Source organism: Streptomyces atratus (assembly GCF_014648655.1).
Taxonomy (GTDB): domain Bacteria; phylum Actinomycetota; class Actinomycetes; order Streptomycetales; family Streptomycetaceae; genus Streptomyces; species Streptomyces atratus.
The window spans coordinates 1-23,620 of record NZ_BMRN01000069.1 but is presented as its reverse complement, the minus strand read 5'-3'; the positions used below and the strand labels follow the sequence as shown (position 1 = coordinate 23,620).

General features: G+C 70.0%; 19 protein-coding genes, 3 pseudogenes and 1 riboswitch. Of the genes and pseudogenes, 7 read left to right on the top strand and 15 right to left on the bottom strand.

Annotated features, from left to right (window positions below; all coding sequences use genetic code 11):
- Window positions 1-94 precede the first annotated feature (94 nt).
- Window positions 95-1,044: pseudogene (locus IEZ15_RS47750) on the bottom strand (IS630 family transposase); the annotation flags it as partial.
- A 442-nt stretch (window positions 1,045-1,486) separates the two neighbouring features.
- Here IEZ15_RS47750 and IEZ15_RS47490 point away from each other — a divergent pair.
- Window positions 1,487-1,894, top strand: a complete 408-nt coding sequence (locus IEZ15_RS47490) for a tyrosine-type recombinase/integrase (protein ID WP_189281950.1) — start codon at window positions 1,487-1,489, stop codon at window positions 1,892-1,894.
- Here the strand turns inward: IEZ15_RS47490 and IEZ15_RS40265 are convergent.
- Window positions 1,842-3,197: a C39 family peptidase gene (locus tag IEZ15_RS40265; protein ID WP_189281949.1), complete on the bottom strand. Its 1,356-nt coding sequence runs from the start codon at window positions 3,195-3,197 to the stop codon at window positions 1,842-1,844. The genes IEZ15_RS47490 and IEZ15_RS40265 overlap by 53 nt on opposite strands.
- A 175-nt stretch (window positions 3,198-3,372) precedes the next feature.
- Here IEZ15_RS40265 and IEZ15_RS40260 point away from each other — a divergent pair, with 175 nt between their 5' ends.
- Both IEZ15_RS40260 and IEZ15_RS40255 read left to right on the top strand, forming a co-directional pair.
- Entirely contained in the window at window positions 3,373-4,002 is a 630-nt protein-coding gene (locus tag IEZ15_RS40260; protein WP_189281948.1) for a uridine kinase family protein, read from the top strand.
- Between the two features lie 360 nt (window positions 4,003-4,362).
- Complete coding sequence (locus tag IEZ15_RS40255) at window positions 4,363-6,270, top strand: AAA family ATPase (protein WP_189281947.1); 1,908 nt, start codon at window positions 4,363-4,365, stop codon at window positions 6,268-6,270.
- 83 nt (window positions 6,271-6,353) lie between these two features.
- Here the strand turns inward: IEZ15_RS40255 and IEZ15_RS40250 are convergent, their stop codons facing one another.
- From IEZ15_RS40250 to ribD, 10 genes are all read right to left on the bottom strand, one after another.
- Window positions 6,354-7,454 (bottom strand): hemolysin family protein, encoded by a 1,101-nt coding sequence (locus IEZ15_RS40250; RefSeq protein WP_114243447.1) that lies wholly within the window; start codon window positions 7,452-7,454, stop codon window positions 6,354-6,356.
- Complete coding sequence (locus tag IEZ15_RS40245; RefSeq protein WP_189281946.1) at window positions 7,451-8,821, bottom strand: hemolysin family protein; 1,371 nt, start codon at window positions 8,819-8,821, stop codon at window positions 7,451-7,453. Before IEZ15_RS40245 ends, IEZ15_RS40250 begins: the two co-directional genes overlap by 4 nt.
- Before the next feature lie 185 nt (window positions 8,822-9,006).
- Window positions 9,007-9,471, bottom strand: a complete 465-nt coding sequence (locus IEZ15_RS40240; RefSeq protein ID WP_189281945.1) for a PH domain-containing protein — start codon at window positions 9,469-9,471, stop codon at window positions 9,007-9,009.
- A gap of 35 nt (window positions 9,472-9,506) precedes the next feature.
- The gene (gene hisG, locus IEZ15_RS40235; protein WP_114243450.1) at window positions 9,507-10,355 is read right to left on the bottom strand and encodes an ATP phosphoribosyltransferase; all 849 of its coding nucleotides are present in this window, start codon (window positions 10,353-10,355) and stop codon (window positions 9,507-9,509) included.
- Window positions 10,356-10,425: 70 nt separating this feature from the next.
- Window positions 10,426-10,698 carry a phosphoribosyl-ATP diphosphatase gene (locus IEZ15_RS40230; protein ID WP_018524273.1) on the bottom strand — a complete coding sequence of 91 codons (273 nt, stop codon included), beginning with the start codon at window positions 10,696-10,698 and terminating at the stop codon, window positions 10,426-10,428.
- Window positions 10,699-10,733: 35 nt separating this feature from the next.
- Window positions 10,734-11,219: a 6,7-dimethyl-8-ribityllumazine synthase gene (gene ribH / locus IEZ15_RS40225; RefSeq protein ID WP_114243451.1), complete on the bottom strand. Its 486-nt coding sequence runs from the start codon at window positions 11,217-11,219 to the stop codon at window positions 10,734-10,736.
- Between the two features lie 29 nt (window positions 11,220-11,248).
- The gene (locus IEZ15_RS40220; protein WP_189281944.1) at window positions 11,249-12,547 is read right to left on the bottom strand and encodes a bifunctional 3,4-dihydroxy-2-butanone-4-phosphate synthase/GTP cyclohydrolase II; all 1,299 of its coding nucleotides are present in this window, start codon (window positions 12,545-12,547) and stop codon (window positions 11,249-11,251) included.
- The gene (locus IEZ15_RS40215; RefSeq protein ID WP_189281943.1) at window positions 12,544-13,188 is read right to left on the bottom strand and encodes a nicotinamide mononucleotide transporter family protein; all 645 of its coding nucleotides are present in this window, start codon (window positions 13,186-13,188) and stop codon (window positions 12,544-12,546) included. Before IEZ15_RS40215 ends, IEZ15_RS40220 begins: the two co-directional genes overlap by 4 nt.
- On the bottom strand, window positions 13,185-13,802 hold the full coding sequence (locus IEZ15_RS40210) for a riboflavin synthase (RefSeq protein WP_189281942.1): 618 nt from the start codon (window positions 13,800-13,802) through the stop codon (window positions 13,185-13,187). Before IEZ15_RS40210 ends, IEZ15_RS40215 begins: the two co-directional genes overlap by 4 nt.
- The gene (ribD, locus tag IEZ15_RS40205) at window positions 13,803-14,903 is read right to left on the bottom strand and encodes a bifunctional diaminohydroxyphosphoribosylaminopyrimidine deaminase/5-amino-6-(5-phosphoribosylamino)uracil reductase RibD (protein ID WP_189281941.1); all 1,101 of its coding nucleotides are present in this window, start codon (window positions 14,901-14,903) and stop codon (window positions 13,803-13,805) included.
- 159 nt (window positions 14,904-15,062) lie between these two features.
- A riboswitch (FMN riboswitch) is annotated at window positions 15,063-15,193 on the bottom strand.
- 268 nt (window positions 15,194-15,461) lie between these two features.
- Between ribD and IEZ15_RS40200 the strand changes: the two are divergent.
- Window positions 15,462-16,292: pseudogene (locus IEZ15_RS40200) on the top strand (glycoside hydrolase family 18 protein); the annotation flags it as partial.
- Window positions 16,293-16,377: 85 nt separating this feature from the next.
- Here the strand turns inward: IEZ15_RS40200 and IEZ15_RS40195 are convergent.
- Window positions 16,378-17,568 carry an ROK family transcriptional regulator gene (locus IEZ15_RS40195; protein ID WP_189281940.1) on the bottom strand — a complete coding sequence of 397 codons (1,191 nt, stop codon included), beginning with the start codon at window positions 17,566-17,568 and terminating at the stop codon, window positions 16,378-16,380.
- Window positions 17,569-17,713: 145 nt separating this feature from the next.
- Here IEZ15_RS40195 and IEZ15_RS40190 point away from each other — a divergent pair, with 145 nt between their 5' ends.
- The 3 genes and pseudogenes from IEZ15_RS40190 to IEZ15_RS45900 form a co-directional block, all read left to right on the top strand.
- Complete coding sequence (locus IEZ15_RS40190) at window positions 17,714-18,946, top strand: MFS transporter (RefSeq protein ID WP_114243457.1); 1,233 nt, start codon at window positions 17,714-17,716, stop codon at window positions 18,944-18,946.
- Window positions 18,947-19,166: 220 nt separating this feature from the next.
- On the top strand, window positions 19,167-20,558 hold the full coding sequence (locus tag IEZ15_RS40185) for a uracil-xanthine permease family protein (RefSeq protein ID WP_189281939.1): 1,392 nt from the start codon (window positions 19,167-19,169) through the stop codon (window positions 20,556-20,558).
- Window positions 20,559-20,633: 75 nt separating this feature from the next.
- Window positions 20,634-20,852: pseudogene (locus IEZ15_RS45900) on the top strand (DUF5995 family protein); the annotation flags it as partial.
- 39 nt (window positions 20,853-20,891) lie between these two features.
- Here the strand turns inward: IEZ15_RS45900 and IEZ15_RS40180 are convergent.
- A complete protein-coding gene (locus IEZ15_RS40180; protein ID WP_189281938.1) occupies window positions 20,892-21,824 on the bottom strand; it encodes a GNAT family N-acetyltransferase in 933 nt (310 codons plus the stop codon).
- Window positions 21,821-23,620: peptidase C14 (locus tag IEZ15_RS40175; protein ID WP_189281937.1), on the bottom strand; the 1,800-nt coding region annotated here is incomplete at its 5' end. The genes IEZ15_RS40175 and IEZ15_RS40180, both read right to left, overlap by 4 nt.

Sequence of the window (23,620 nt, the reverse complement as noted above, 5' to 3'; positions counted from 1 at the left end):
CTCCCGCCTCGGCCAGATCAGCCCGATCGCCTACGAACAACGATCAACTACGCTGGCCACCGCCGCATGACAACCGGTGTCCACGATCAAGGGGAAAGCCCCGTTTGGAGAGCCAGCCGCACCGCAGCAGTGACCAGATCCCCTCGACGGGGTTGAGGTCGGGTGCGTAGGGCGGCAGGTAGTAGAAGGTCAGCCAGTCCCGGGAGGCAGCGAACTCCCGCAGGCCGGCGGCTTTGTGGACATTCAGGTTGTCCCAGACAAGCACGATCGGGTCGCCGAGTTGCCGGTGTGCGGAGATCAGCAGGTCCCGGTAGTCGCGCCAGGAGAAGCTCTTGCGGCCGCCGCGGCGGCCGTCGTCCCGGCGCGGCCGGTAGATGAGCCGCGACCTGTGGCCGGGCTTGTAGCAGGTCAGCGCCGCGATGGACACCCGTCTGCGGGAACGACCCCGCACCCGCACCACCGGGGTCCGGCCGCGCTGTGACCAGGTCTTGGCCTGCGGCGGCGTCATGGAGAATCCGGCCTCGTCCTCGAAGACCAGCCAGGCTCCACGGGCCGCCGCGAGCCTTCCGCGCACGGCCACACCTCCTTGACCCACCCGGCCACCGCCTCGTCGTCCCGCTCGACCACCCGTCGGGCCGGGACCTGACAGGACCAGCCGTTGCGCACCAGCAGCTTCCGCACGCCCTGGACCGTGTAGGTCAGGTGGAAGCGCCGACCGATCACCGTCTTCACACGGCTCAGGGCCCAGCGTTGGTCTTCCCAGCCGTGCGCGGCCGGCCCTCTGGCCAGCTCCGCCTCCAGTTGGGCGAACTGCTTCTCGCTCAGCCTCGGCAGCGACGTCGGCCCCTGTGACCGCAGAGCCCGCGGACCGCCTTCGCCCCGCATCTGTCGCCATCGCTGCACCGAGCGGACGCTGACCCGCAGGTCCTTGGCGATCAGCGAACTCGCCTCGTCCTGGGCGAACCTCTCGGCCGCCTTGAGCCGTAACTCCTCGCGGAACTGCTGCCGTTCGGCGGTCAGCCCGCCCTCTTGTGGATACCGCATGTCCCGGTGATACCGCACAGGCAACGAGCCGTCAGCCCCTACCACTCACGAGTTCAACCTCAGTAAGCCGCCGAGCCCGCGAGTACAAATTCCATCAGCATGTCACAGTGGGACTGGTCCGTGAATTGACATGCCATCTTCATGGCCAGACACGAATCGCGCCAGGCGTCGCTAACGTGAAACAGGCCGAGAAGTTGAAGAACCCTGTCATCCCTGTCGATGACAGGAGTCTTCCCAGCTTCGACGAGATAGCAGCCCTGGCTTACGAGATCGGCCCTCGCCTGTCTCCGGCTATATGACTCACGGCCTGTTGCGGACTCCGCATAGGGGGAATCCCTTGGCGTCTTCCCCGAAGACGTTCGCGACGGCACTCTGCGAATAAGGAGGCAGGTGATTCACTACAAGGACGCCGACGGAAAGTACACACCCCGGTACGCCCCCTTTGAAACACCGAAAGGAAGGCGAGTGGCGCGATATACCCGTACCTAATTCCCTTCAGCCATTCATCGAAGGACTTCCGGTCCATAACGCAACTGGCGGCCTGCCGTACCCCGATCTCCTCCGCAAGTCGTGGGATCGGTCCATCAAGCGTCTCGGACTACCCGAATACAATCCGCACGATTTGCGACACAAGTGGGCCACCGTGACTTTGACGAGCGGCGTGTCCATTCACGAAGTGTCTCGCTGGCTCGGGCACCGTTCGATCAAGGTCACGGTGGACAAGTACGGCCACCTCACCCGGGACGGGCGGGAACGCTGCCGTCAGGTGGTCGAGGCGGCCGTGGCACCGCACATGCTCACAACAAGCCGAACGACTTCAGGACCCGGTGCTGGCTCGGTGCTGGCCTAGCGGGCCAATAGAGGTAGCACACTCCGCCCGTACCGCTCCTGACCTTTCCGTTCGCGTCGTACCGTTTGGTCCTCAACCAGATGTTCTCCCACTCCTGGCGCTTGTAGACCCGCCGCACGGCCTCGTTGCTCGGCGAAGCCGGGTCGTTCGCGATCACGTCGCCGTCCGCGGTGAACCCGATCACGGTCATCAGGTGGCCGGAGGTCCCGTACCCGGCGCCGGTCAGCTCCGCCTTGAGGAACGACTGCGACGTTATGACCGGGATACCCGCCCGGATCAGCTTCTCCAGGTCCGTCAGCGAGCCGAGCCGGGTCACCGCCGCGCTCATGTCGTCGTACGTCGCGGCGTACGCGGCGTTGAACGGCCAGTTGCCGCAGCCCTCGTACTGGTAGTCGTACGTGAACCGGGCAGCATGGCAGACCTGCGGGTCGGCCAGACCCGGCTTGACCCAGGCGAGATCCTCGGCGGTGGGCCTGCGCCCCCAGTACTCGATGATCATCTGAGAGGAGGTGGGGCTGCACCAGGCCTCGCCGCCGTTGTCGTACTCCGGGTACTGGCCCACGTGCACATTCTGCGAGTAGCGCGGCACCGGCAGCTCTCGGGCGAGGCCGGGGGTGCTGGCGGGCACGGTGAAGCGGTCCGGGACGTCGGAAGCCATCGCGCCGAGCCGCCGGACGGTGGGCGTGAGGCGGCTGCCCGGAGGGCGGTAAAGCGTGAGCCGCAGCCGGTAGGAGACCAGCCGCAGCCCGCTCGCCGGGTCGTCCACCGAGAAGGTGTCCGTCCAGATGGAGCTCTTGCCGTCGGTCTGGTCGTCGACGGACGTCCTGCGGATGTCGGCGTCGCCGGCGGCCCAGCGGCCCATCACGTACCAGGGTGTCGAGGTGGCGTCCGAGTAGCGGCCCTGCAGCTCGATCCGGATCCAGGTGCCCGCCGGGGTGTCGGCGTTCCAGGAGGCGATCACCTCGGTCGCCGGGACGGCGGACCGGTGGACCGGCGAGGTCCAGGTCGCGTACTCCCAGTCGGCGGTCCGACCGGTGTGCGGATCGGTGTAGTCGGTGACTCCCACGGCGTGGCCGATCACCAGACCGGGCCGACGCCCCGCGACGGCGCGCGTCCCGGCGCCGCAACCGCTGCGCCAGTCGGTGTACGTGTGCCAGGAATGGTTGTCCACGGGAGAAGCGGCCGGCGAGGGGGCGGGGAGTGCGGCGGCGGTTGCGGAGCCGGCGGACGACACCGTGCCGACGGCGGCCGCTGCCGCGAGCGCGGCGGTCAGCATGGTTCTGCGCGAGGTCGGTCTGTTCATGGGCGAGACCCCCGGTCGTAAGCGGAATGGGGCTGCAAATGCACGACAGTGGGCCAACTATTGCGGGTAGTGGCCGGATTCGGCCAGCGATTCGGCGTGCGCCAACAAACCAATATTGGTCTGGTCCACTGGCGTGACCTGCGATTGATTCGGATCGGCTCGTAGGCTTGGGCGCATGAATGACCTCTCGCTCCTCGCCGCGCGGCTGCGCACCCTGGCGCCGTCCTGCGGACCGGTGCGGCTGATCGCCGTCGACGGCCATGCGGGATCGGGGAAGAGCACCTTCGCGTCCCGCCTCGCGGCCCTGCTCGACGACGCCCCCGTACTGCATCTGGACGACCTGGCAACCCATGAGTCCTTCTTCACCTGGGTGGACCGGCTGCGGGAGCAGGTGATCGGACCCCTGTCGCGCGGTGAGTGCGCGCGCTATGAGCCGTACGACTGGACCGCGCGGACGTTCGCGGCGCCGCGCAGCCTGGAGCCCGCACCGGTCGTCCTGATCGAGGGGGTCGGGGCGGGCCGCCGGGCGCTACGGCCCCATCTGGCGCGGCTGTTGTGGATGGATCTCGCTGCCGCGGAGTCCTGGGAGCGGGGCCGCCGTCGGGACGGACCGGCTCTTTCGGTCTTCTGGGACGGGTGGACGGCGGCCGAGGCGGAACATTTCTCGGCCGATCCCTCGCGCTCTCACGCCGATGCTCTGGTACGGCAGTTGCCGATGGGGTACGAGTGGCTGAAGGGGCCTGACGCAGCAGCAGGAGTGAACCATTCCGTCACAGAACGTGATGACATTGTGTCGCCGTTCTGAGTGGTGAGAAATCGGCCTGGAAGTACCTCAACTCTGCTTGACCCGAGGGCGGTACAGGTCTTACGTTCTCAATGTGCGGCTTTTCGGAGCCCTCACAGACACGAAGCCCCCGGTTGTTCCCCCGTGATCGGGGGCTTCGTTCTGCCCTCGCGCCCTCTTTCCCACGCCGATTCGACGGATTCCGCTCACCCTCGGTCACGGTCTCCCTTCCGCCTGTGGCGCTCTTAGTCGCACACTCCCTGCGCAGGTACGATGCCTCTCGGTGCGGTCAATTCCCGTCCGTGGCACAGTGATTCAGCGCGCCTAGGCGGGCAGGTCGTGCGGCGGGACATCCTGGGGGCACGGTTTGTGGGGGACCAGATGGACATCGGCACGCAGGGCGCACAGGCCCCGGCCGACCTCGCCTGGCTGCGCGGCGTGGACGCCTACACCATGGGCGCCTACCCGCAGGCCGAAGAGGAGTTCAGGGCTGCGGTACGGATCGATCCCGGCATGGCGGACGGCTGGCTCGGCCTCCATGCGCTGAGGGCCGACACCACGACGGCACTGCTGCGCATGTACCGCCATCGCGAACGCTTCGGCGAACAGCGCACCCGCCATCGGCGCACGCTCAACTCCTGGTACTGGCTGGGCTGGTGGGTTCAACCGGTGCTGGAGAGCCCGCGCGATCTGCTCCTCGCGCACGCCTCTCACTGGCTGGACGGGCGCCATGTCCCCGAGCTGGACCGTGCGCTGGCCGGCCTGCCGCCGGTGGACGCGGACCCGCAGGTGCGCTTCCTGCACGCCTGCCGCTCCTATCTGGTCAAGGACTGGGAGCAGCTCGTAGGCAACACCGAGCAGCTGATCGACGATCCGATGCTCGGTATCGAGGCGGGGCTGTTCGGCGGGATGGCGCGCGTGCGGCTGGAGATGTACGGGCAGGCCGAGCCGCTGCTCTCCGCCGCGCTGATGCGCTGCCGCAGCGAACAGCCGCAGCGCAAGGAACTGCGCTACTGGCTGGCCCGCGCACACGAGGGCACCGGCCGCAGCGCGGCCGCCCTGCCGCTCTACCGGGCGGTGCACCGGATCGACCCGGCGTTCATGGACACCTCGGCGCGGCTCGCCGCGATCGCGGACTACGACGGCCTCGAAGGCACCGACGAGGCCGCCGGTCTCACCGCCCTGTCGCTGGCCGGGTTCGGCACGGACGCCGTGGCGGAGGCGCAGCCGGACGGGGATTCGCTGCTCGGCACCGATCTGGTGGACGGCCGGGAGTCGCGGCCGGGCGGCGAGACCCCGGGGCTCGTGGGCATCGGCGTGCCGCCACCCGACGGGGCACGGCGGAAGACCGTGGTGCCCGGCCAGCCGACAGCCCCCTTCCCGGCCGGGCCCAGCGATCCGGTGCTGCTTGCCGAGGCGCTGGCGGAGCTGGAGCGGATGGTCGGCCTGGAGCCCGTCAAACGCCAGGTCAAGGCGTTGTCCGCGCAGCTGAACATGGCCCGGCTGCGGGCCGCCCAGGGGCTTCCCGTGCAGCCGCCGAAACGCCATTTCGTCTTCTCCGGCCCCTCCGGCACCGGCAAGACCACGGTGGCCCGCATCCTCGGCCGGGTGTTCTACGCTCTCGGTCTGCTCGGCGGTGACCATCTCATCGAGGCCCAGCGGGCTGATCTGGTGGGCGAGTTCCTCGGCCAGACCGCCGTCAAGGCCAATGAGCTGATCGACTCGGCACTCGGCGGGGTGCTCTTCGTCGACGAGGCGTACAGCCTCTCCAACACCGGCTACAGCAAGGGTGACGCGTACGGCGACGAGGCCCTCCAGGTCCTCCTCAAGCGCGCGGAGGACAACCGGGACCATCTCGTCGTCATCCTCGCCGGCTATCCGGAAGGCATGGACCGGCTGCTGGCCACCAATCCGGGGCTCTCCTCGCGCTTCACCACCCGGGTGGACTTCCCGAGTTACCGGCCGCTGGAGCTCACCTCCATCGGTGAGGTGCTGGCCGCGGAGAACGGTGATGCGTGGGACGAGGAGTCACTGGAGGAGCTGCGCTCCATCAGCGGCCATGTCGTCGACCAGGGCTGGATCGACGAGCTGGGCAACGGGCGGTTCCTGCGCACCCTGTACGAGAAGAGCTGCGCCTACCGCGATCTGCGGCTCTCCGGCTATGCGGCCGTGCCGAGCCGGGACGATCTGGCCACGCTGCGGCTGCCGGATCTGATGCAGGCGTACGGCGAGGTTCTGTCCGGCCGGGGGCCGGTGGGCAGAGGGCCGCAGGAGCCGCCGCCGTTGTGAGGGCGGGCTGCCGAAGTCGCCCGGTGGCCGTTGTCCTCGATCGCCGGACGGGCTGAAGATCAGCCCGCCCGGCGATCGAGACCCTAGTGGACCGACGCGGTGAGTTCGCCGGTGCCGGCGGCCGTCGTGTCCGTCGTCCGGCGCGGCATCGCGACCCTGTGGGCCGGGTCGCGTACCTCACCGACCAGCATCTCCAGGACGTCCTCCATGGCGACCAGGCCGAGGACCCGGCCCGATGCGTCGGCGACCTGCGCCAGGTGCGTCGCCGCGCGGCGCATCACGGTCAGGGCGTCGTCCAGGGGCAGCTCGGCCCTCACGGTCGCCATCGGGCGCCACACATGCTGTGGAACGGCCCGCTCGCCGTCCTCGAGGTCCAGGACATCCTTGACGTGCAGATAGCCCATGAACGGGCCGCCGCCCTCCGCGCACACGGGAAAGCGCGAGTAGCCGGTCCGTACGGTCAGCTCCTCGATCCGGTGCGGGGTGACGGAGGGGTCCACCGTCACCAGGGAGGCCCGGCTGAGCAGCACATCGGTGACGGGCCTGCTGCCCAGCTCCAGTGCGTCCTCCAGCCGCTCCTGCGCCTCCGGCTCCAGCAGTCCGGCCTGACCGGAGTCCTCGACGAGCCGGTTGAGCTGCTCGCTGGTGAAGACGGCCTCCACCTCGTCCTTCGGTTCGACGCCGAAGAGCCGCAGCACCAGCCGGGCGCAGGCGCCCAGCGCGGAGGTGACCGGACGGCAGACGCGGGCGAAGCCGACGAGGCCGGGGCTGAGCCAGAGCGCGGTCTTCTCCGGCGCCGCCATCGCGAGGTTCTTCGGGACCATTTCGCCGATGACGAGATGGAGGAAGACCACGAAGACGAGCGCCAGCACATAGCCGAGCGGATGAATCAGGCCCTCGGGCAGGTGGACCGCCTGGAAGACCGGCTCCAGCAGATGGGCGACGGTCGGTTCGGCAACTGCGCCGAGGGTCAGCGAGCAGACGGTGATGCCGAACTGGGCGGCAGCCATCATCTGCGGCAGGTTCTCCAGGCCGTACAGCACTTGGCGGGCCCGGCCCGACCCTGCTGCCGCGAGGGGTTCGACCTGGCTGCGCCGCACGGAGACGAGGGCGAACTCGGCCCCGACGAAGAAGCCGTTCGCCAGCACGAGGAGCGCGGCGAACAGCAGCTGGACGAGGCTCATCGCACGGCCTCCAGCACGCCGTGGGCCACGGGTGCCTCGGTGACGGGGTCGGTCACCTCGGCCGTGCGTACGAAGCGGACCTTCTCGGCACGGTAGTGGCCGACCTGGCGGACGGAGATCCGCCAGCCGGGCAGTTCGGCCCGGTCGCCGGGGGCAGGAATGCGGCCCAGCAGATCGGCGACAAGTCCGGCCACGGTTTCGTACGGTCCGTCGGGTACGTCGAGCCCTATCCGGCGCAGGGTCAGGACCCGGCAGCTGCCTTCGGCGTCCCAGGCCGGGCGGCCGTCCTCGGGAGCGGCGGGGGCCAGTTCGGGCCGGTCGGCGCCTTCGGCATCGTGCTCGTCCCTGACCTCGCCGACGAGTTCCTCGATGATGTCCTCAAGGGTGACGACCCCGGCGGTGCCGCCGTACTCGTCGACGACCACGGCGATCGGCTGCTCGTTGCGCAGCCGCTGGAGCAGCTGTTCGACGGGCAGTGTCTCCGGCACCAGTAGCGGCAGTACGGCGATCCGGCCCGCCGGCGTGCGCAGCCGGTCCTGGGCGGGCACGGCGAGCGCGTCCTTGAGGTGGATCATTCCGACGACCTCGTCGATGCGTTCCCGGTAGACGGGGAAGCGGGAGAGGCCGGTGGCGCGGGTGAGGTTGAGTACGTCCTGTGCGGTCGCCGAGGACTGCAGGGCGCTGACCTTCACCCGTGGGGTCATGACGTGCTGTGCGGTGAGTCCGGCGAGCGACAGGGTCCGCACGAAGAGATCCGCGGTGTCCTGTTCGAGAGTGCCGGCCTCGGCCGAGTGCCGGGCCAGGGATACCAGTTCCCCGGGGGTACGGGCGGAGGCCAGCTCGTCGGTGGGTTCGACACCCAGCAGTCGCACCAGCCGGTTGGCGACGGTGTTCAGCAGACTGATCACCGGCCGGAGCGCGGCGGAGAAACGGTGCTGGGGGCCGGCGACGAACCGGGCGACCTGGAGCGGCCTGGAGACCGCCCAGTTCTTGGGCACGAGTTCGCCGATCACCATCTGGACGGCGGAGGCCACCATCATCCCGATCACCACGCTGATGCCGGGTACGGCGCCGTCGGGCAGACCGGTCGCGGTGAGGGGGCCGTCCAGCAGCTGGGCGAGTGCCGGTTCGGCGAGCATGCCGACGACCAGCGAGGTGATGGTGATGCCGAGCTGGGTGCCGGAGAGCTGGAAGGAGAGTTCACGCAGGGCTTCGACGACGGTGCGGGCCCGCCGGTCGCCCTCGGCGGCGGCGCGCTCGGCGTCCGGCCGCTCCACCGTGACCAGCCCGAACTCGGCTGCCACGAAGAATCCGTTGGCGAGGATGAGAAGGAATGCTGCGCTCAGAAGCAGCAGGGGGGTGGTCATGCCGCCGCCTCCTGGGAAGGGGCGGCGCAGGTACTACCGGACGATCCGTCCATTGCTGGAAGGAGTCACTCCTTGGGTCGCAGGAAAGCCCCGCAGGCCTCATGGACCCTCTGGTGCGGGGCGGGGCGCACGGAGCGCCGCCGTCCTCCAGAGTAATCAAGAAGAGGCCTTACGGGGCAGGGGGCTCAGCCGTTGTCCGTGCCGGTGCCGTGGTTCTCGGCGAGGGCGCGGAGCGTACGGGCGTCGCGGATGGCCTGCTGCTTGTCGATTCCCGGCTGGATACCGAGGGCGGGCATGCTGGTCCCGTCGCTCAGGTCGAGAAAGACCCAGGGGTCGCCGACGCGCAGATTGACGCGGAGAATCTCCGCCCAGGACAGTCGGCGCGTTCGGGTGAGATTGACCACCGTCACCCCGCCCTCGTTCGCGAGGATCTTCGGGCGGCTGAGCAGCGCGAGCACGCCGAAGAACAGCAGCGCGGTGAAGATGAAGCTGGACCGCTCCCCCGCGCTCAGCTGCTCCAGGGTCAGGGCGATGACGGTGATGACGACGAACATCGCCGCTCCCACGGTCAGCAGGACCACCCGGGTTCGGGTCGGCCGGAACGTGATCGGGAGCGTGGGGAGTTCGGACCGGGGCGCGGGGGCGGACATGGTGTTCTTCTGTCTTCCGGGTGGTCGCCCGGCCGTCAGAGGCGGCAGGCGTGGATGGCGGTGGTGAGGATGGCGCGGGCGCCGAGGTCGTACAGATCGTCCATGATCCGCTGGGCCTCCCGGGCGGCGACCATGGAACGGACGGCGACCCAGCCCTCGTGGTGCAGCGGTGAGATGGTCGGCGACTCCAGGCCCGGGGTGAGGGCGACCGCGCGCTCGAGGTGCTCGACGCGGCAGTCGTAGTCCATCATCACGTAGCTGCGGGCGACCAGGACGCCCTGGAGGCGGCGGAGGAACTGCTGCACCTTGGGGTCGTCGTCCGGTGCGCCGGTGCGGCGGATGACGACGGCCTCCGACTTCATGATCGGCTCGCCGATGACTTCGAGTCCGGCGTTGCGCAGGCTGGTGCCGGTCTCCACGACATCGGCGATGACCTGGGCGACACCGAGTTCGATGGCGGTCTCGACCGCGCCGTCGAGGTGGACGACGGAGGCGTTGACACCGACATCGGCCAGGTGCTTGGCGACGATGCCCTCGTAGGAGGTGGCGATCGTCATGCCGTCGAAGTCCTGCGGGCCCTGAGCCGTGCCCGGCCTGGTGGCGTAGCGGAAGGTGGAACGGGCGAAGCCGAGCTGGAGGATCTCCTCGGAGTCGGCGCCGGAGTCCAGCAGCAGGTCGCGACCGGTGATGCCGATGTCGAGGCGGCCGGAGCTGACGTAGATCGCGATGTCGCGCGGCCGCAGGTAGAAGAATTCGACCTCGTTCTCGGGGTCGACGAGGACGAGCTCCTTGGACTCCTTGCGCTGCTGGTAGCCGGCCTCATGGAGCATCGCCATCGCAGGCCCGGAGAGTGAACCCTTGTTGGGGACGGCGATGCGCAGCATGAGGCCAGGTTTCCTTTGCGAGGAGGGAGTCTTGTACGGGTATGTGAATGTACGGAGTGCTACGTGGTGCTCAGAGGTGAGCGTAGACGTCGTCGAGGGAGATCCCGCGGGCGACCATCATCACCTGGACGTGGTACAGCAGCTGGGAGATCTCCTCGGCGGCGGCGTCCTTGCTCTCGTGCTCGGCGGCCATCCAGACTTCGGCGGCCTCCTCGACGACCTTCTTGCCGATGGCATGGACACCCTTGTCCACCAGCTCGGCGGTACGGGAGGTGGAGGGGTCGCCGTTGGCGGCCTTGAGCTGCAGCTCGGCGAAGAGCTCTTCGAAGGTTTTGTTCGCCATGATGGTCCTTAGAGTACGGGGTCCACGCCCCCCACTCAGCGCCAGGGCTCGCTGACCGTGCGCAGCGTGGCGGCGGTGGCGACGGCCGCGGTGACCGCTTCGTGTCCCTTGTCCTCGTTGGAGCCTTCCAGTCCGGCCCGGTCGAGCGCCTGCTCCTCGGTGTCGCAGGTGAGTACGCCGAAGCCGACCGGGACTCCGGTGTCGACGGCGACCTGGGTCAGGCCGTTGGTGACGCCGTGGGACACGTACTCGAAGTGCGGGGTGCCGCCGCGGATGATCACGCCGAGGGCGACGATCGCGTCGTAACCGCGACCGGCGAGGACCTTGGCGACCACCGGGAGCTCGAAGCTGCCGGGCACCCGGAGCAGGGTCGGCTCGTCGATGCCCAGCTCGTGCAGGGCGCGCAGCGCGCCGTCGACGAGTCCGTCCATGACCTTCTCGTGCCACTGGGCGGCGACGACCGCCACGCGCAGGTCACCGCAGTTGCGTACGGACAGTTCGGGTGCGCCCTTGCCGCTCATGTCTCTCCTACCGCTCGTTTCCGTGATCATTACTGGTTGCCGCAGGTCGACGCCGTGGCGGCGTCGAGCCAGGGCAGGTCGTGCCCCATGCGGTCGCGCTTGGTGCGCAGGTAGCGCAGATTGTGTTCGCCGGCCTGGACGGGCATCGGCTCGCGGCCGGTGACGGCCAGACCGTGCCGCAGGACCGCGGCCGTCTTGTCGGGGTTGTTGGTCATCAGCCTGAGGCTGTGGACGCCGAGGTCCTTGAGGATCTGGGCGCCGGCCGCGTAGTCCCGGGCGTCGGCGGGCAGGCCGAGCTCGAGGTTGGCGTCGAGGGTGTCGATGCCGCGCTCCTGGAGTTCGTAGGCGCGCAGCTTGGACAGCAGGCCGATGCCCCGGCCCTCGTGGCCGCGCAGATAGATGACGACGCCGCGGCCCTCCTCGGTGATCCGGCGCATGGAGGCGTGCAGCTGGGGCCCGCAGTCGCAGCGCTGCGACTGGAAGATGTCGCCGGTCAGGCACTCGGAGTGGATCCGCGCCAGGACGTCGGCGCCGTCCCCGATGTCGCCGTGGACGAGCGCGACGTGCTCGACACCGTCGGTCGTGGAGCGGTAGCCGTACGCGGTGAACGCGCCGAAGCTCGTGGGCAGCCGTACCTCGGCCTCGCGGCGGACGGTCGGCTCCGAGGTGCGGCGGTAGGCGATCAGGTCCTCGATGGAGATGATCGTGAGGCCGTGCTTGCGGGCGAACGGGACCAGCTGGGGCAGCCGCAGCATGCCGCCGTCCTCGCCGGCGATCTCGACGATCGCTCCGGCGGGCCGCAGTCCGGCGAGCCGGGCGAGGTCGACAGCGGCCTCGGTGTGACCGTTACGGACCAGCACCCCGCCGGAGCGGGCGCGGAGCGGGAAGATGTGGCCGGGCCGTACGAAGTCGCCGGGGCCTGCCTCGCCGCCCGCCAGCATCCGGAGCGTGGTGGCCCGGTCCGCGGCGGAGATGCCGGTGGTCACGCCGTGCGCCGCTGATGCGTCGACGGAGATGGTGAAGGCCGTGCGCATCGACTCGGTGTTGTGGTCGACCATCTGCGGCAGTTCGAGCCGTTCCAGCTCGTCGCTCTCCATGGGCGCGCAGATCAGACCGCGGCATTCGCTCATCATGAACGCGACGATCTCGGGAGTGGCCATCTCGGCCGCGATGACGAGGTCGCCCTCGTTCTCCCGGTCCTCGTCGTCGACGACCACGACGGGCCGTCCGGCGGCGATGTCGCGGATCGCCTGCTCGACGGGGTCGAGGCTCAGGTCCTCGACGGCGCTTTCGTGTTCCCGGTGCAACCAGGTGGGCTGGGCAGTCATGCCGTGGCTCCTTCCAGAGCGGGTGTCCGCGAACGCAGCCACCAGTCGCGCATGCCCCACAGCACGAGGGCGCCGTACACGACGTAGATGAGACCGGAGAAGGCGAGACCGCTGTGGAAGTTCAGCGGTACCCCGACCAGGTCGACGAGGAGCCAGGCGAACCAGAACTCGACCATGCCGCGGGCCTGGGCGAGCATCGCGACGAGCGTGCCGGCGAATATGTACGCGTCTGCCCACGGGCTCCAGGAGAGTGAGGGGAACGCGGTGAACAGGCCGCCGACCGCGAGGGTGCCGAGTGCGGCGCCGCCCAGCAGGTAGCAGCGCTCGCGCCAGGTGGCGAACCGTACGGCGAGGGAGCCGTCCTGGGCCTGCCGCTTGCCCCGGGTCCACTGCTGCCAGCCCCAGACGGCCACGGCGATGACCACGAGCTGCTTGCCGACGCTGCCCGCCTGGTGCACGGAGACATTGGCGGCGACCAGGACGACTCCGGACAGGAGCTGGGCGGGCCAGGTCCAGATCGAGCGGAGCCAGCCCAGGGTCAGCGCGATCAGACCGACCGTGTTGCCGATCATGTCGGACCAGATGATGTGCTGTCCGAAGGCGGTGAACGCCTGAGAGTTCAGCCAGTTCAGCGCGGTCACTTCGCCGGCTCCTCGGGTTCCTGCGCGGTGTTGCCGAGCAGTCGCTCGACGTACTTCGCGATGACGTCCACCTCGAGGTTGACCGGGTCGCCGGGCTCCTTGATGCCGAGCGTGGTCAGGGCGAGGGTGGTGGGGATGAGACTGATGGTGAAGTAGTCGGGTCCGGCGTCCACGACGGTCAGGCTGACGCCGTCGACGGTGATCGACCCCTTCTCCACCACGTAGCGGGTCAGGTCCGCGGGGAGGGAGATCTTCACGATCTCCCAGTTCTCGGAGATCGTGCGCTCGACGATGCGGCCGGTGCCGTCGACATGGCCCTGGACGATGTGGCCGCCGAGCCTGCCTCCGACCGCCATGGGGCGCTCCAGGTTGACCCGGGAGCCGACCTCCAGGGCGCCGAGGCTGGACCGGTTCAGGGTCTCGGCCATCACATCGGCGGTGAACTCGTGCTCGCCGAAGTCGACGACGGTGAGGCAGACGCCGTTGACGGCGATGGAGTCGCCGTGCTTGGCGCCTTCGGTGACGACGGGACCGCGCAGGCGGAAGCGGGAGGCGTCGCCGAGCTTCTCGACGGCGGTGACCTCACCCAGTTCTTCGACAATTCCGGTGAACACTCAGTTTCCCTTCCGGGCAGGGCCGGGGACGGCGGTGATGCGCAGATCGGGGCCGATACGGACGGTCTCGGTCACATCGAGGCGCAACGCATCGGCGATGGTGGAGATTCCGGCGTCGGCGAGGGCCGCGGGGCCGGCACCGAGGAGCACGGGGGCGAGATAGCCGACGACCTTGTCGACCGTTCCCGCTGCGACGAAGGCCCCGGCCAGGGTCGGGCCGCCTTCGAGGAGTACGGAGCGGATACCCCGCCCGTACAGGGCGGTGAGCAGGGCGGGGATGTCCAGGCCGGGGCCGGTGACGGCGCGCGGCAGCCGCAGGACGGCCCCTTCGGGGAGATGGCGGGCGTCGGCGCCGTCGGCGACGGCGATCAGGGTGGGCGCGGTGTCGTCGAGGACGCGGGCGCCGGGGCGCACGGTAGTGGCACCGGTGTCGACCACCACCCTCAGGGGCTGCACGGCGCCCTCGATGCCCCGTACACCGAGCTGCGGGTCGTCGGCACGGGCGGTGCCGGAGCCGACCACGACGGCGTCGGCCTCGGCACGCAGCCGGTGGACGTCGGCGCGGGACTCGGGAGAGGTGATCCAGCGGCTGGTGGCGTCGGCGGCCGCGATCCGGCCGTCGAGGGTCGCCGCGTACTTCCACAGGACGTACGGCCGGCCCAGGCGCACCGAGGTCAGCCAGGCAACGTTGCCCGCCTCGGCCTCGTCCGCGAGGAGCCCCTGCTCGGCCTTGACCCCGGCCGCGCGCAGGGTGTCCGCACCGCCGGTGGCCTGCGGGTTCGGGTCGCCGACGGCGTAGACGACGCGGGCGACACCGGCCTCGATGAGCGCCTGGGCGCAGGGGCCGGTGCGGCCGGTGTGGTTACAGGGTTCGAGGGTGACGTAGGCGGTGCCGCCCCGGGCCCGCTCGCCTGCGGCGCGCAGGGCGTGGATCTCGGCGTGCGGCCCACCGGCACGCTGGTGGAATCCTTCACCGGCCTGCCGGCCTGCGGCGTCGAGGATGACGCAGCCGACGACCGGGTTGGGGCTGGTGGAGCCGAGACCGCGCGCTGCGAGCGTGATCGCTCGGCGCATGGCGGTGATGTCGGCTGCGGTGTCCACCGGTGTCCTCCTGCCTCTTCGGGCACGGACTCCGGGGCCTGTCGATGACGACAGATGAAACGGGAACGCCACAGGGGAACGCCGGAAAGCCGGAAAACACGGATGGATCGGTCGCCCGAAAACCATCCGCCGACGGCGGCGTACCCGCGAAACGGCCCGCCGCGCACTGCCTCCCATCCGGACTTTAACCGTCGGTCCAGGAATCCCACCTGGTCAACCGGCCGCTGGATGCGGACGGGTCGCGGACTATAACCGCCGGTTCGGAATTGCACCGACCCCGGAGTGCGCTGCTGCTGGTACACGATCAGTCTGCCACGCCTGCTCATGGGCCATACGGGCGAGCACCTGTGGAGTGGCTCACAACGGCCCCCGAACGGGGCCCGTAACGGGACAGCCGAGCCTTGAAGGTCCAGACCTATTGACGCAATGGTCTAGTCCTCTTAATCTCTGCGTCACCTCCGAGGAGCGATCCCGCGGTGTGCGCACGCCGCGGGACATCAACACGACCCACCCCCTTGTCAGTTGTGTTCTGTCGAACCTCCCCGGGAGGAACCGAACGTGCTGTCCCCCACCCGTGCGAGAGCCGGCCTGCTCGCAGCCTGCGCAGCCGTCGCCGGACTGCTCATGGGCTCGCTCGCCGCCACCCCGTCGGCCGCCGCCGACCAGGAGTCCTGTCGGCCCGACGGGCTCTACGAGACCCCCGGTGTCGCCGTCCCCTACTGCTCCGTCTACGACACCGAGGGCCGCGAGAAGATGGGCGCCGACCACCAGCGGCGAGTCATCGGATACTTCACCGACCGGCGGACCGGGAAGGACGGCAAGCCCGCCTGTCTCGCCTCCGACATCCCCTGGGACAAAGTCACCCATTTGAATTACGCGTTCGCCCACGTCGACGGCAACAACAAGATCTCCGTGGGCACCGACGGCCCGGACAACGCCTCGACCGGCATGACCTGGCCGGGTGTCGCGGGCGCGGAGATGGACCCGGACCTCCCCTACAAGGGCCATTTCAACCTGCTCAACAAGTTCAAGAAGAAGTACCCGAACGTGAAGACCATGGTGTCGGTGGGCGGCTGGGCCGAGACCGGCGGTTACTTCGACGACAGCGGCGAGCGGGTGAACTCCGGCGGCTTCTACTCGATGGCGACCAACGCCGACGGTTCGGTCAACCAGGCCGGCATCGACACCTTCGCCGACTCGACCGTCGCCTTCATCAAGAAGTACGGCTTCAATGGCGTCGACATCGACCACGAGTACCCGACGACCATGAAGGACGCGGGCAACCCGCTGGACCGGACCCTGTCCAACGCCCGCCGCGCCGGCCTCGTCAAGAGCTACGGCGCCCTGATGAAGACCCTGCGCGAGAAGCTCGACCGGGCGGGCAAGGCGTACGCCGGATACCGGCGCGGAGACCATCTGGGCACCGAACAGGCCGCGGGGAAGGCGACGTTCGAGGAATTTCTCGCCGCGCGGTTCAGCCGGCCGGAGTGAACAGCTCGTCCTGAGCCGCCTCCCGGGCGGCGAGCAGTGCGCCGCGGAGCACCGCGGCGCCGCCGAGCCGGCCGGCCCTGACCTCGGTGCGAAGCGGGGACATCGTGGCCAGCCGCTCCTCGACCCGTGCCGCGAGCGCGTCACCGCCTGCGTGGCCGACCTCGCCCGCGAGCAGCACACAGCCCGGGTCGAGCACGGAGGCGATGGCCGCGGCGCCGAGCGCGAGACGTTCGGCGAGGGCGCCCAGGAAAGCCTCGCTCTCCCCCTCCCCCGCCAGGGCGGCCCGCACGGCGAATGCGGCGCCCGGCTCCTTGTCCCCTTCGGCCGCGCCCGGGGGCACGTATATGCCGTGGGCGGCGGCGAGTTCGCAGACCGGGGTAGAGCCCACCAGCGAGTGGAACCCGCCGTCGCAGTTGACGGCCGACGGGGTGCCGATCGTCCCGGGCACCGGCAGGAAGCCGATCTCACCCGCGCCTCCCGATGCGCCGCGGCGGAGCTTCCCGTCCAGCATGACGGCGGCGCCGACGCCGTGGCCGAGCCAGAAGAGTACGAAGGTGTCGCGGTCGCGGGCCGCGCCGATGCGCTGCTCGGCGACGGCGGCGAGATTGGTCTCGTTCTCGACCAGCACGGTGGCGGGCAGCCGCTGCTGCAGCACCCTCACCAGTCGTCGGTGCCAGGCGGGCAGCCCGGTGGTGTAGCGCAGTTCGCCGGTGACCGGGTCGATCAGACCGGGCGCACCGATGCCGACGCTGTGCAGCGGGGCGGCGCCCGCCTCTTTCGCGGTGCGCTCCAGCAGCGCGGCGGCCTGTTCGGCGGCGGCCTCGGTGTCGGTGTCGCTGCCGATGGGCAGGGTCGCCTCGGCGAGTGTGGCGCCGAGGAGATCGGCGACGACCACGGCGACGCTGCCGGTGCGTACGTCGAGCGCGGCGAGGTGGGCGCGGTCGGCGGCGATCCCGTAAAGCCGGGCGTTGGGGCCGCGGCGCTCGGAGCCGGCCTCACCGACCACCCGGATGAGACCGGCCCCCTGCAGCCGTTCGACGAGGTCGGCGACGGTGGGGCGGGAGAGACCGGTCAGGGTCTTCAACTGCGTGGCCGTCAGCGGGCCGTCCTGCTGAAGCAGTCGCAGGGCGAGCCGGTCGTTGATGGCCCGGGCGGTGCTCGGTGATGCGGGCATGCCGGGATCCTTCCAGATCACTGCCGCACGGGATGAAGGAATGGACTATTTATCAGGCAGGGTTCCTGATAGTTTACGGCCGCACCGTGGAGACAGGCGCCGGGGGCGCCGGTGACAGAGGATTCCCAGGGGAGGGCACGGCGGTATGGCGACGGATTCCACAGAGACGGTCTTCGGTATGGAGCAGGTGAGGCGGGCCAGGTTCGCCGTCGCCGCGGTCTTCACCGTGCACGGCGCGGTGACCGGCAGCTTCGCCACCCGGGTGCCCTGGATCCAGGACCACGCGGGGGTCAGCGCCGGGCAGCTCGGCCTCGCCCTGGCCTTCCCGGCGATCGGCGCCTCCCTCGCCATGCCGCTGGCCGGTGCGATCAGTCATCGCTTCGGCGCCAGGACCGCGCTGCGCGGACTGCTCGCCCTGTGGACGCTGGCGCTGATCCTGCCCGCGCTGGCACCCGACCTGCTGACGCTGTGCGCCGCGCTCTTCGTGTACGGGGCATCGGCCGGCATGTCGGATGTGGCGATGAACGCCCTCGGGGTCGAGGTGGAGAACCGCCTCGACAGGTCGATCATGTCCGGGCTGCACGGGATGTGGAGCGTGGGTGCCCTGGTCGGTTCGGCGGCGGGCACGGTGGCCGCGCATCTGGGCTCCGACGCCCGGCTGCACCACACGATCGCCGCTCTGGTGCTCACGGCTCTCGGGCTGATCGCCTGTCAGGGCGTGCTGGATCTGCGCAGCGAGCCGGACGAGGAGCCGCCGCCGCGCTTCATGCTGCCGCCGAAGTCGGCGCTGGTCATCGGCGCGGTGGGCTTCTGCGCGGTGTTCGCGGAGGGCGCCAGTCTGGACTGGTCGGCGGTCTACCTCCGGGACATCATGGACACCTCCGCCGGGCTCGCCGCGGCGTCCACGACGGCGTTCGCGCTGACGATGGCGGTCGCCCGGATCGCCGGTGACAAGGTCGTCGACCGCTTCGGGGCGGTCCGGACCGTACGGGTCGGCGGCGTCCTCGCGACGGCCGGCGGACTGCTCGTGGTCACGTCACCGAACGCGGTACTGGCGATGTGCGGTTTCGGGCTCCTCGGCCTCGGTGTCGCCGTGGTCGTCCCGCTCGCCTTCGCGGCGGCCGGACGCAGTGGCCCGAACCCGAGTCAGGCGATCGCGGGCGTCGCCACCATCACGTACACCTCCGGGCTCATCGCCCCGTCCGCGATCGGCTCGCTGGCCGAGGCGACCTCGCTGGTCGTGTCGTTCGGCCTGGTGACGGTGCTGGCGTTCGGCCTGGTGCTGGGGGCCGGGGTGCTGCGGGCGGGCGACCGCAGGGCCGTGTCCTCCTCGCAAGCCGCCGCTCCGAGCGCGGCGGCGACCGAGCCGCGCACCTGAGCCGGCGGCTGTGCGGGGCCCGGCGGACGGTTCAGCCTGCTCGGCGTAGGCGGGCAGCTCTCGCGCACGATTCAGGCATGCGATCCGTGGTGGAGTGCTTGCGCCCATGCCCGGCCGCGAGCGCGGCGCGCTGCGGCATTACCATGGCGCTGATCATTTCTGCGGTTTGCACCATGCCGGGCGAGGCACTGGACTCCGCACCTACACACAGGGAGCGACCATGGGCCTCGGCGTGCGCTGGACCTTGCACGGCGACGGGAAGACCCCCGCGCCGGGGGCCGTGGTCCGGCCGGACGAACGGCTCTCCTGGCCCCGTACGTTCGGACTCGGCGCCCAGCACGTGGTCGCGATGTTCGGTGCGTCGTTCGTCGCCCCGGTGCTCATGGGCCTGGACCCGAACCTGGCGATCATGATGTCGGGTGTCGCGACGGCCATCTTCCTGCTGGCGACGCGCGGCCAGGTGCCCAGCTACCTGGGCTGTTCGCTCTCCTTCGTCGGTGTCGCGGCGACGATCCGGGCGAGCGGCGGCAGCAGCGCGGTGGTCACCGGTGCGGTCTTCGTCGTCGGTGTGGTGCTCTTCCTGGCCGGCCTCGCGGTGCAGCGGTTCGGCGCGCGGATCATCCATGCGGCGATGCCGCCGGTGGTCACCGGCGCCGTCGTCATGCTGATCGGCTTCAACCTGGCTCCGGTGACCGCGTCGACCTACTGGCCGCAGGACCAGTGGACGGCACTGCTGGTGATGCTGTTCACCGGGCTGGCCGTCGTGTGCCTGCGCGGATTCTTCTCACGTATCGCGATCTTCCTCGGCCTGGTCTTCGGATACGTGCTGTCCTGGGTCCTCGACCGGATCTTCGGCAAGATCCACTCCCCGGTGGGCGGCGCCGAGGCCGTCGACCACTGGCGGCTCGATCTGTCGGGTGTCGGCAAGGCCGACTGGATCGGTCTCCCGTCCTTCCACGCGCCGAGCTTCGAATGGTCGGCGATCCTGGTGGCCCTGCCGGTGGTCATCGCGCTGATCGCCGAGAACGCCGGGCACGTGAAGGCCGTCGGCGAGATGACCGGCGCCTCGCTGGACGACAAGCTGGGCACCGCGATCGCCGCCGACGGCGCCGCGTCGATGCTGTCGACCGCGGTGGGCGGCCCGCCGAACACCACGTACTCGGAGAACATCGGCGTCATGGCCGCGACCCGCGTCTACTCCACCGCCGCGTACTGGGCCGCCGCCTGCTTCGCTCTGCTCTTCGGCCTCTGTCCCAAGTTCGGTGCGGTCATCGCCGCCATCCCCGGCGGTGTGCTCGGCGGCATCACCGTCATCCTGTACGGCATGATCGGCCTCCTCGGTGCCCAGATCTGGCTGCACGGCAAGGTCGATCTGCGCAATCCGCTGAACCTGGTCCCGGCCGCCGCGGGCATCATCATCGGCGTCGGCGGGGTCAGCCTGAAGATCACCGACAACTTCGAGCTGAGCGGCATCGCCCTGGGCACGATCGTGGTGATCACCGGCTACCACGTACTCCGTGCCTTCGCCCCGGCGCACCTCAAGACCCAGGAGCCCCTGCTGGACTCCGGGACGTCGGCGTACGACGAACCGGCACCGACGGACAAGGCGTAGTACCGGAGCGGGGGCTTCCGGCTGCTCGCATGCCGGGCACGGTGCGGCGCCCGTCGCAGCCGTTCCCCCGTTCCGATGAACCCTCGGCAGGTCTGCGCCGCGGCGCACTCATGGCTGGGACGCCGCCCTCGTCGTCTTGGCTCGTGGAGTCCGGAACGGGCGCGTGAGGCGGCCTGGTCCGCGGCCCTGGCGCTGTGGCGATCGCTTGATGTCCCGCTGCTCGCCGAGGAGTTCAGAAAGCGGATGGACGCGGGGGCGGGGCTGGTGGGGCGCTGTCCGCCCACGCCCTGTCGCCGACCGCGCCCGGCCTCGTACAAGCAGTCGCCGTACCGGTCAGAAGCAGTCGCCGTACCAGTGGACCGCGCCGGGCGCCGTGACCGTGGCCCGGACCGAGTCGGCGGTGGCGTGCAGCGGGCGCGCCATGCCCACGTGTTCCTCCACCGGCCGGGGGTCCGCCAGCAGGGCCGGCAGTGCTGCCCGGACCCCGGGGCCGTCGGGAATCCGGACCCGGGCCCGGCTCAGCCCCGCGGCCCGGCCACGTTCGCCGACGGCGGCGAACAGCTCGTCCAGGCACTCGGGTGCGCCCGCGAATTCGCGTACCTCCACGCACTCCCCCTCGTACTGGGCCACCATCCAGCCGGCGAGCGCGCCCGATCCGGGGTCCTGCGCCACGAGCGACCGGTCGGCGGGGCCGTACCAGGCGGGCACGCGCACCGCCCAGTCCTCCGGAGCCCGCAACGAGCTGAGCGGTCTGTTCGCGTTGTACGCATGATGCAGGGCGGCCACCTCCACGGCGTCCTCCGCGGTGGCCTCGCGGATTCGGAACGCCCCGGGGGCAACCGGGGGCGCGAGCGTCCCCTCGGTGTACGCACTGCCGAATTCCTGCCATCCCGAGCCCCGGTAGACCCCGGGCGTCCCGGTGAACAGCAGTGACCAGGCACAGTGTTCGGCCATCATGGTGCGCTCCGCCTCCACCAGCAGCCGCCGCACCAGCCCCTGGCCCCGGGCCTCGGGACGGGTGGCGACGCTGCCGATGCCACCGACCCGCTGCGGGGTGCCGTGCGCGTCGCGGATCAGCCTCGGTACGTAGACGACGACCGCGTCGATCCCGCCCCCCGGGCCGTTCTGCGCGACGAACGTATGGCGGTGGCGGTCCGGGTCGAGGGCATGGAGGGCGGCGATCTGCGGGGCGTCGAAACACCGCTGCCACAGGGCGGCCAGGGCCGGGTCATCGGCCGCCGTCGCGGTCCTGATGACGGCGGTCACAGCGTCAGGTTCCCGTCCGTGCGCACCGAGTCGCTGTTCGCGGGCATCGCGCTGCGCTTCGTACCGTCCTCCACGCACGCGGTGTGCAGGGCCGAATCGAGTGCGTCCGGGGCGAGGTGGAGCGTGCCGCCGGTGAAGCGGCTGCCGGTCGCCGCGTAGTGGTTCGTGCCGTCGGCGATGCGCACATGGGCGGTGTCCGGTCCCGAGGCGGCGCTGCTGAGCGCGTTGATGTCCCAGGTCACCTTCCCGGGGCCGGCTGCGCGGCCGAGAAGCACCTTGGCCTTGTTGCTGCCGGTGAGACGGGTGCCGCCGGTGACGGTGATCCGCTGGTCGCGGACGGCGCTGAGTTCGATGCCGGTGTTGTCGTAACCACCGCCGTCGATCCGCAGATCCGCCGATCCGATCGAGAGCGGGGCCGCGTTCTCGGCGCCGGTGACGGTGCAGTCGGTGAAGTGGACGGGCCCCGCACCGCGCAGGATCGCGCCGTCGACGCCCTTGAAGGTGCAGCGTACGAAGTGGACGGGAGCGGTGACCGGAGTCTGGACGAGGACGGCGCCCGCGGGCGGCTCGAAGAAGCAGTCGCTGATGGTGGTCGGCCGGGTGGAACGGGCGGAGCGCTGGGCGACGGCGAAGGTCTTGGCGGTGCAGCCGCGCACCTGGGCTCCGTCGGCGTTGACGGTGAGGGTGCCGGCCTGGTCGAAGGTGGGGCGGGCGATCACCGTGATGTCCTCCAGGGTCAGATCGGTGATCTTGGTGTTGGCGGTGAACCAGGAGCAGACGTGTCTGCGTACGGTGATCCGCTTGGCCGAAATACCCCACTGAGCACCGGAGTTGGCGATGTCCATCAGCCCGGAGTTGCCGTCGAAGAGCAGATCGTGCTCGTACTGCCCGTGTGTCGTGAAGGGGTTGCCGCCCGCGTCGTCGCCGTCGCCGTGGCAGTTCACGACGGTGCAGTAGGCGGAGGCGGTGAGGTCGTTGAGATGGCGGACATTGCTGGTGGTGCAGTCCGCTACTCGTCCGTACAGACAGTAGATCTGCTGGGTTAGGTAGCCCGCGCCGCCGTACTCGACGGTGGGCGGGTTCTTCAGGGAGCACTCCTCGGTACGGAACCGGGTGCACCAGCGGCGCATGATGACCGGCCAGAAGGAGCCGGTGGCGTGGATCCCGGAGACGTCGCAGCCGACGGCGTACTCGAAGCTGACGGGGTGAGAGCCGGTGTACTCGTCGGGGCCGGCGCCCTCGAAGACCAGATTGCGGATGTGGGTGTCCCGGACCGGCTCGATGCGGGTCCAGGTGAGATTACGGCCCGCGGCGATTTCCCAGCCGTTGAGGTAGCCGATCCGGATGTGGCCCGCGTCGATGATCTCGGTGATCTCCACCAGCTTCTGCAGCTCGCGTTCGTCACCGCCGCCGCCCGCGACCGGATCGACCTGAACGGCCCACCACTGGCCGACCTCGAACGCTTTGGCGTCGGGGACCGGGAAGGTGTCGGTGAGCTCGATGACCTTGCCGGAGAGCGCGTGCTTGACGGTGGTGTCGGTGACGGTGCCGCGGAAGGAGAGGACGGCGCCGAAGGGGTTGTCGTGGGTGTTCTTCTCGATGCCTTCGGTGCGCATGCGGTGGCCGCCGAAGTCGAGTTCGATGTGGGAGCGGTTCCAGAGGTGGCGTTTGGTGAAGAGGAGGTCGGTGTGGGCCTCGATGCGGTGGACGCTTTTGTCGGCGATCATCGCGTCGAGGGCGGCGTCGGCGGGGTTCTCGGCGTCGAAGTGGCCGAAGGTGCGGAAGTCGAGGGTTCC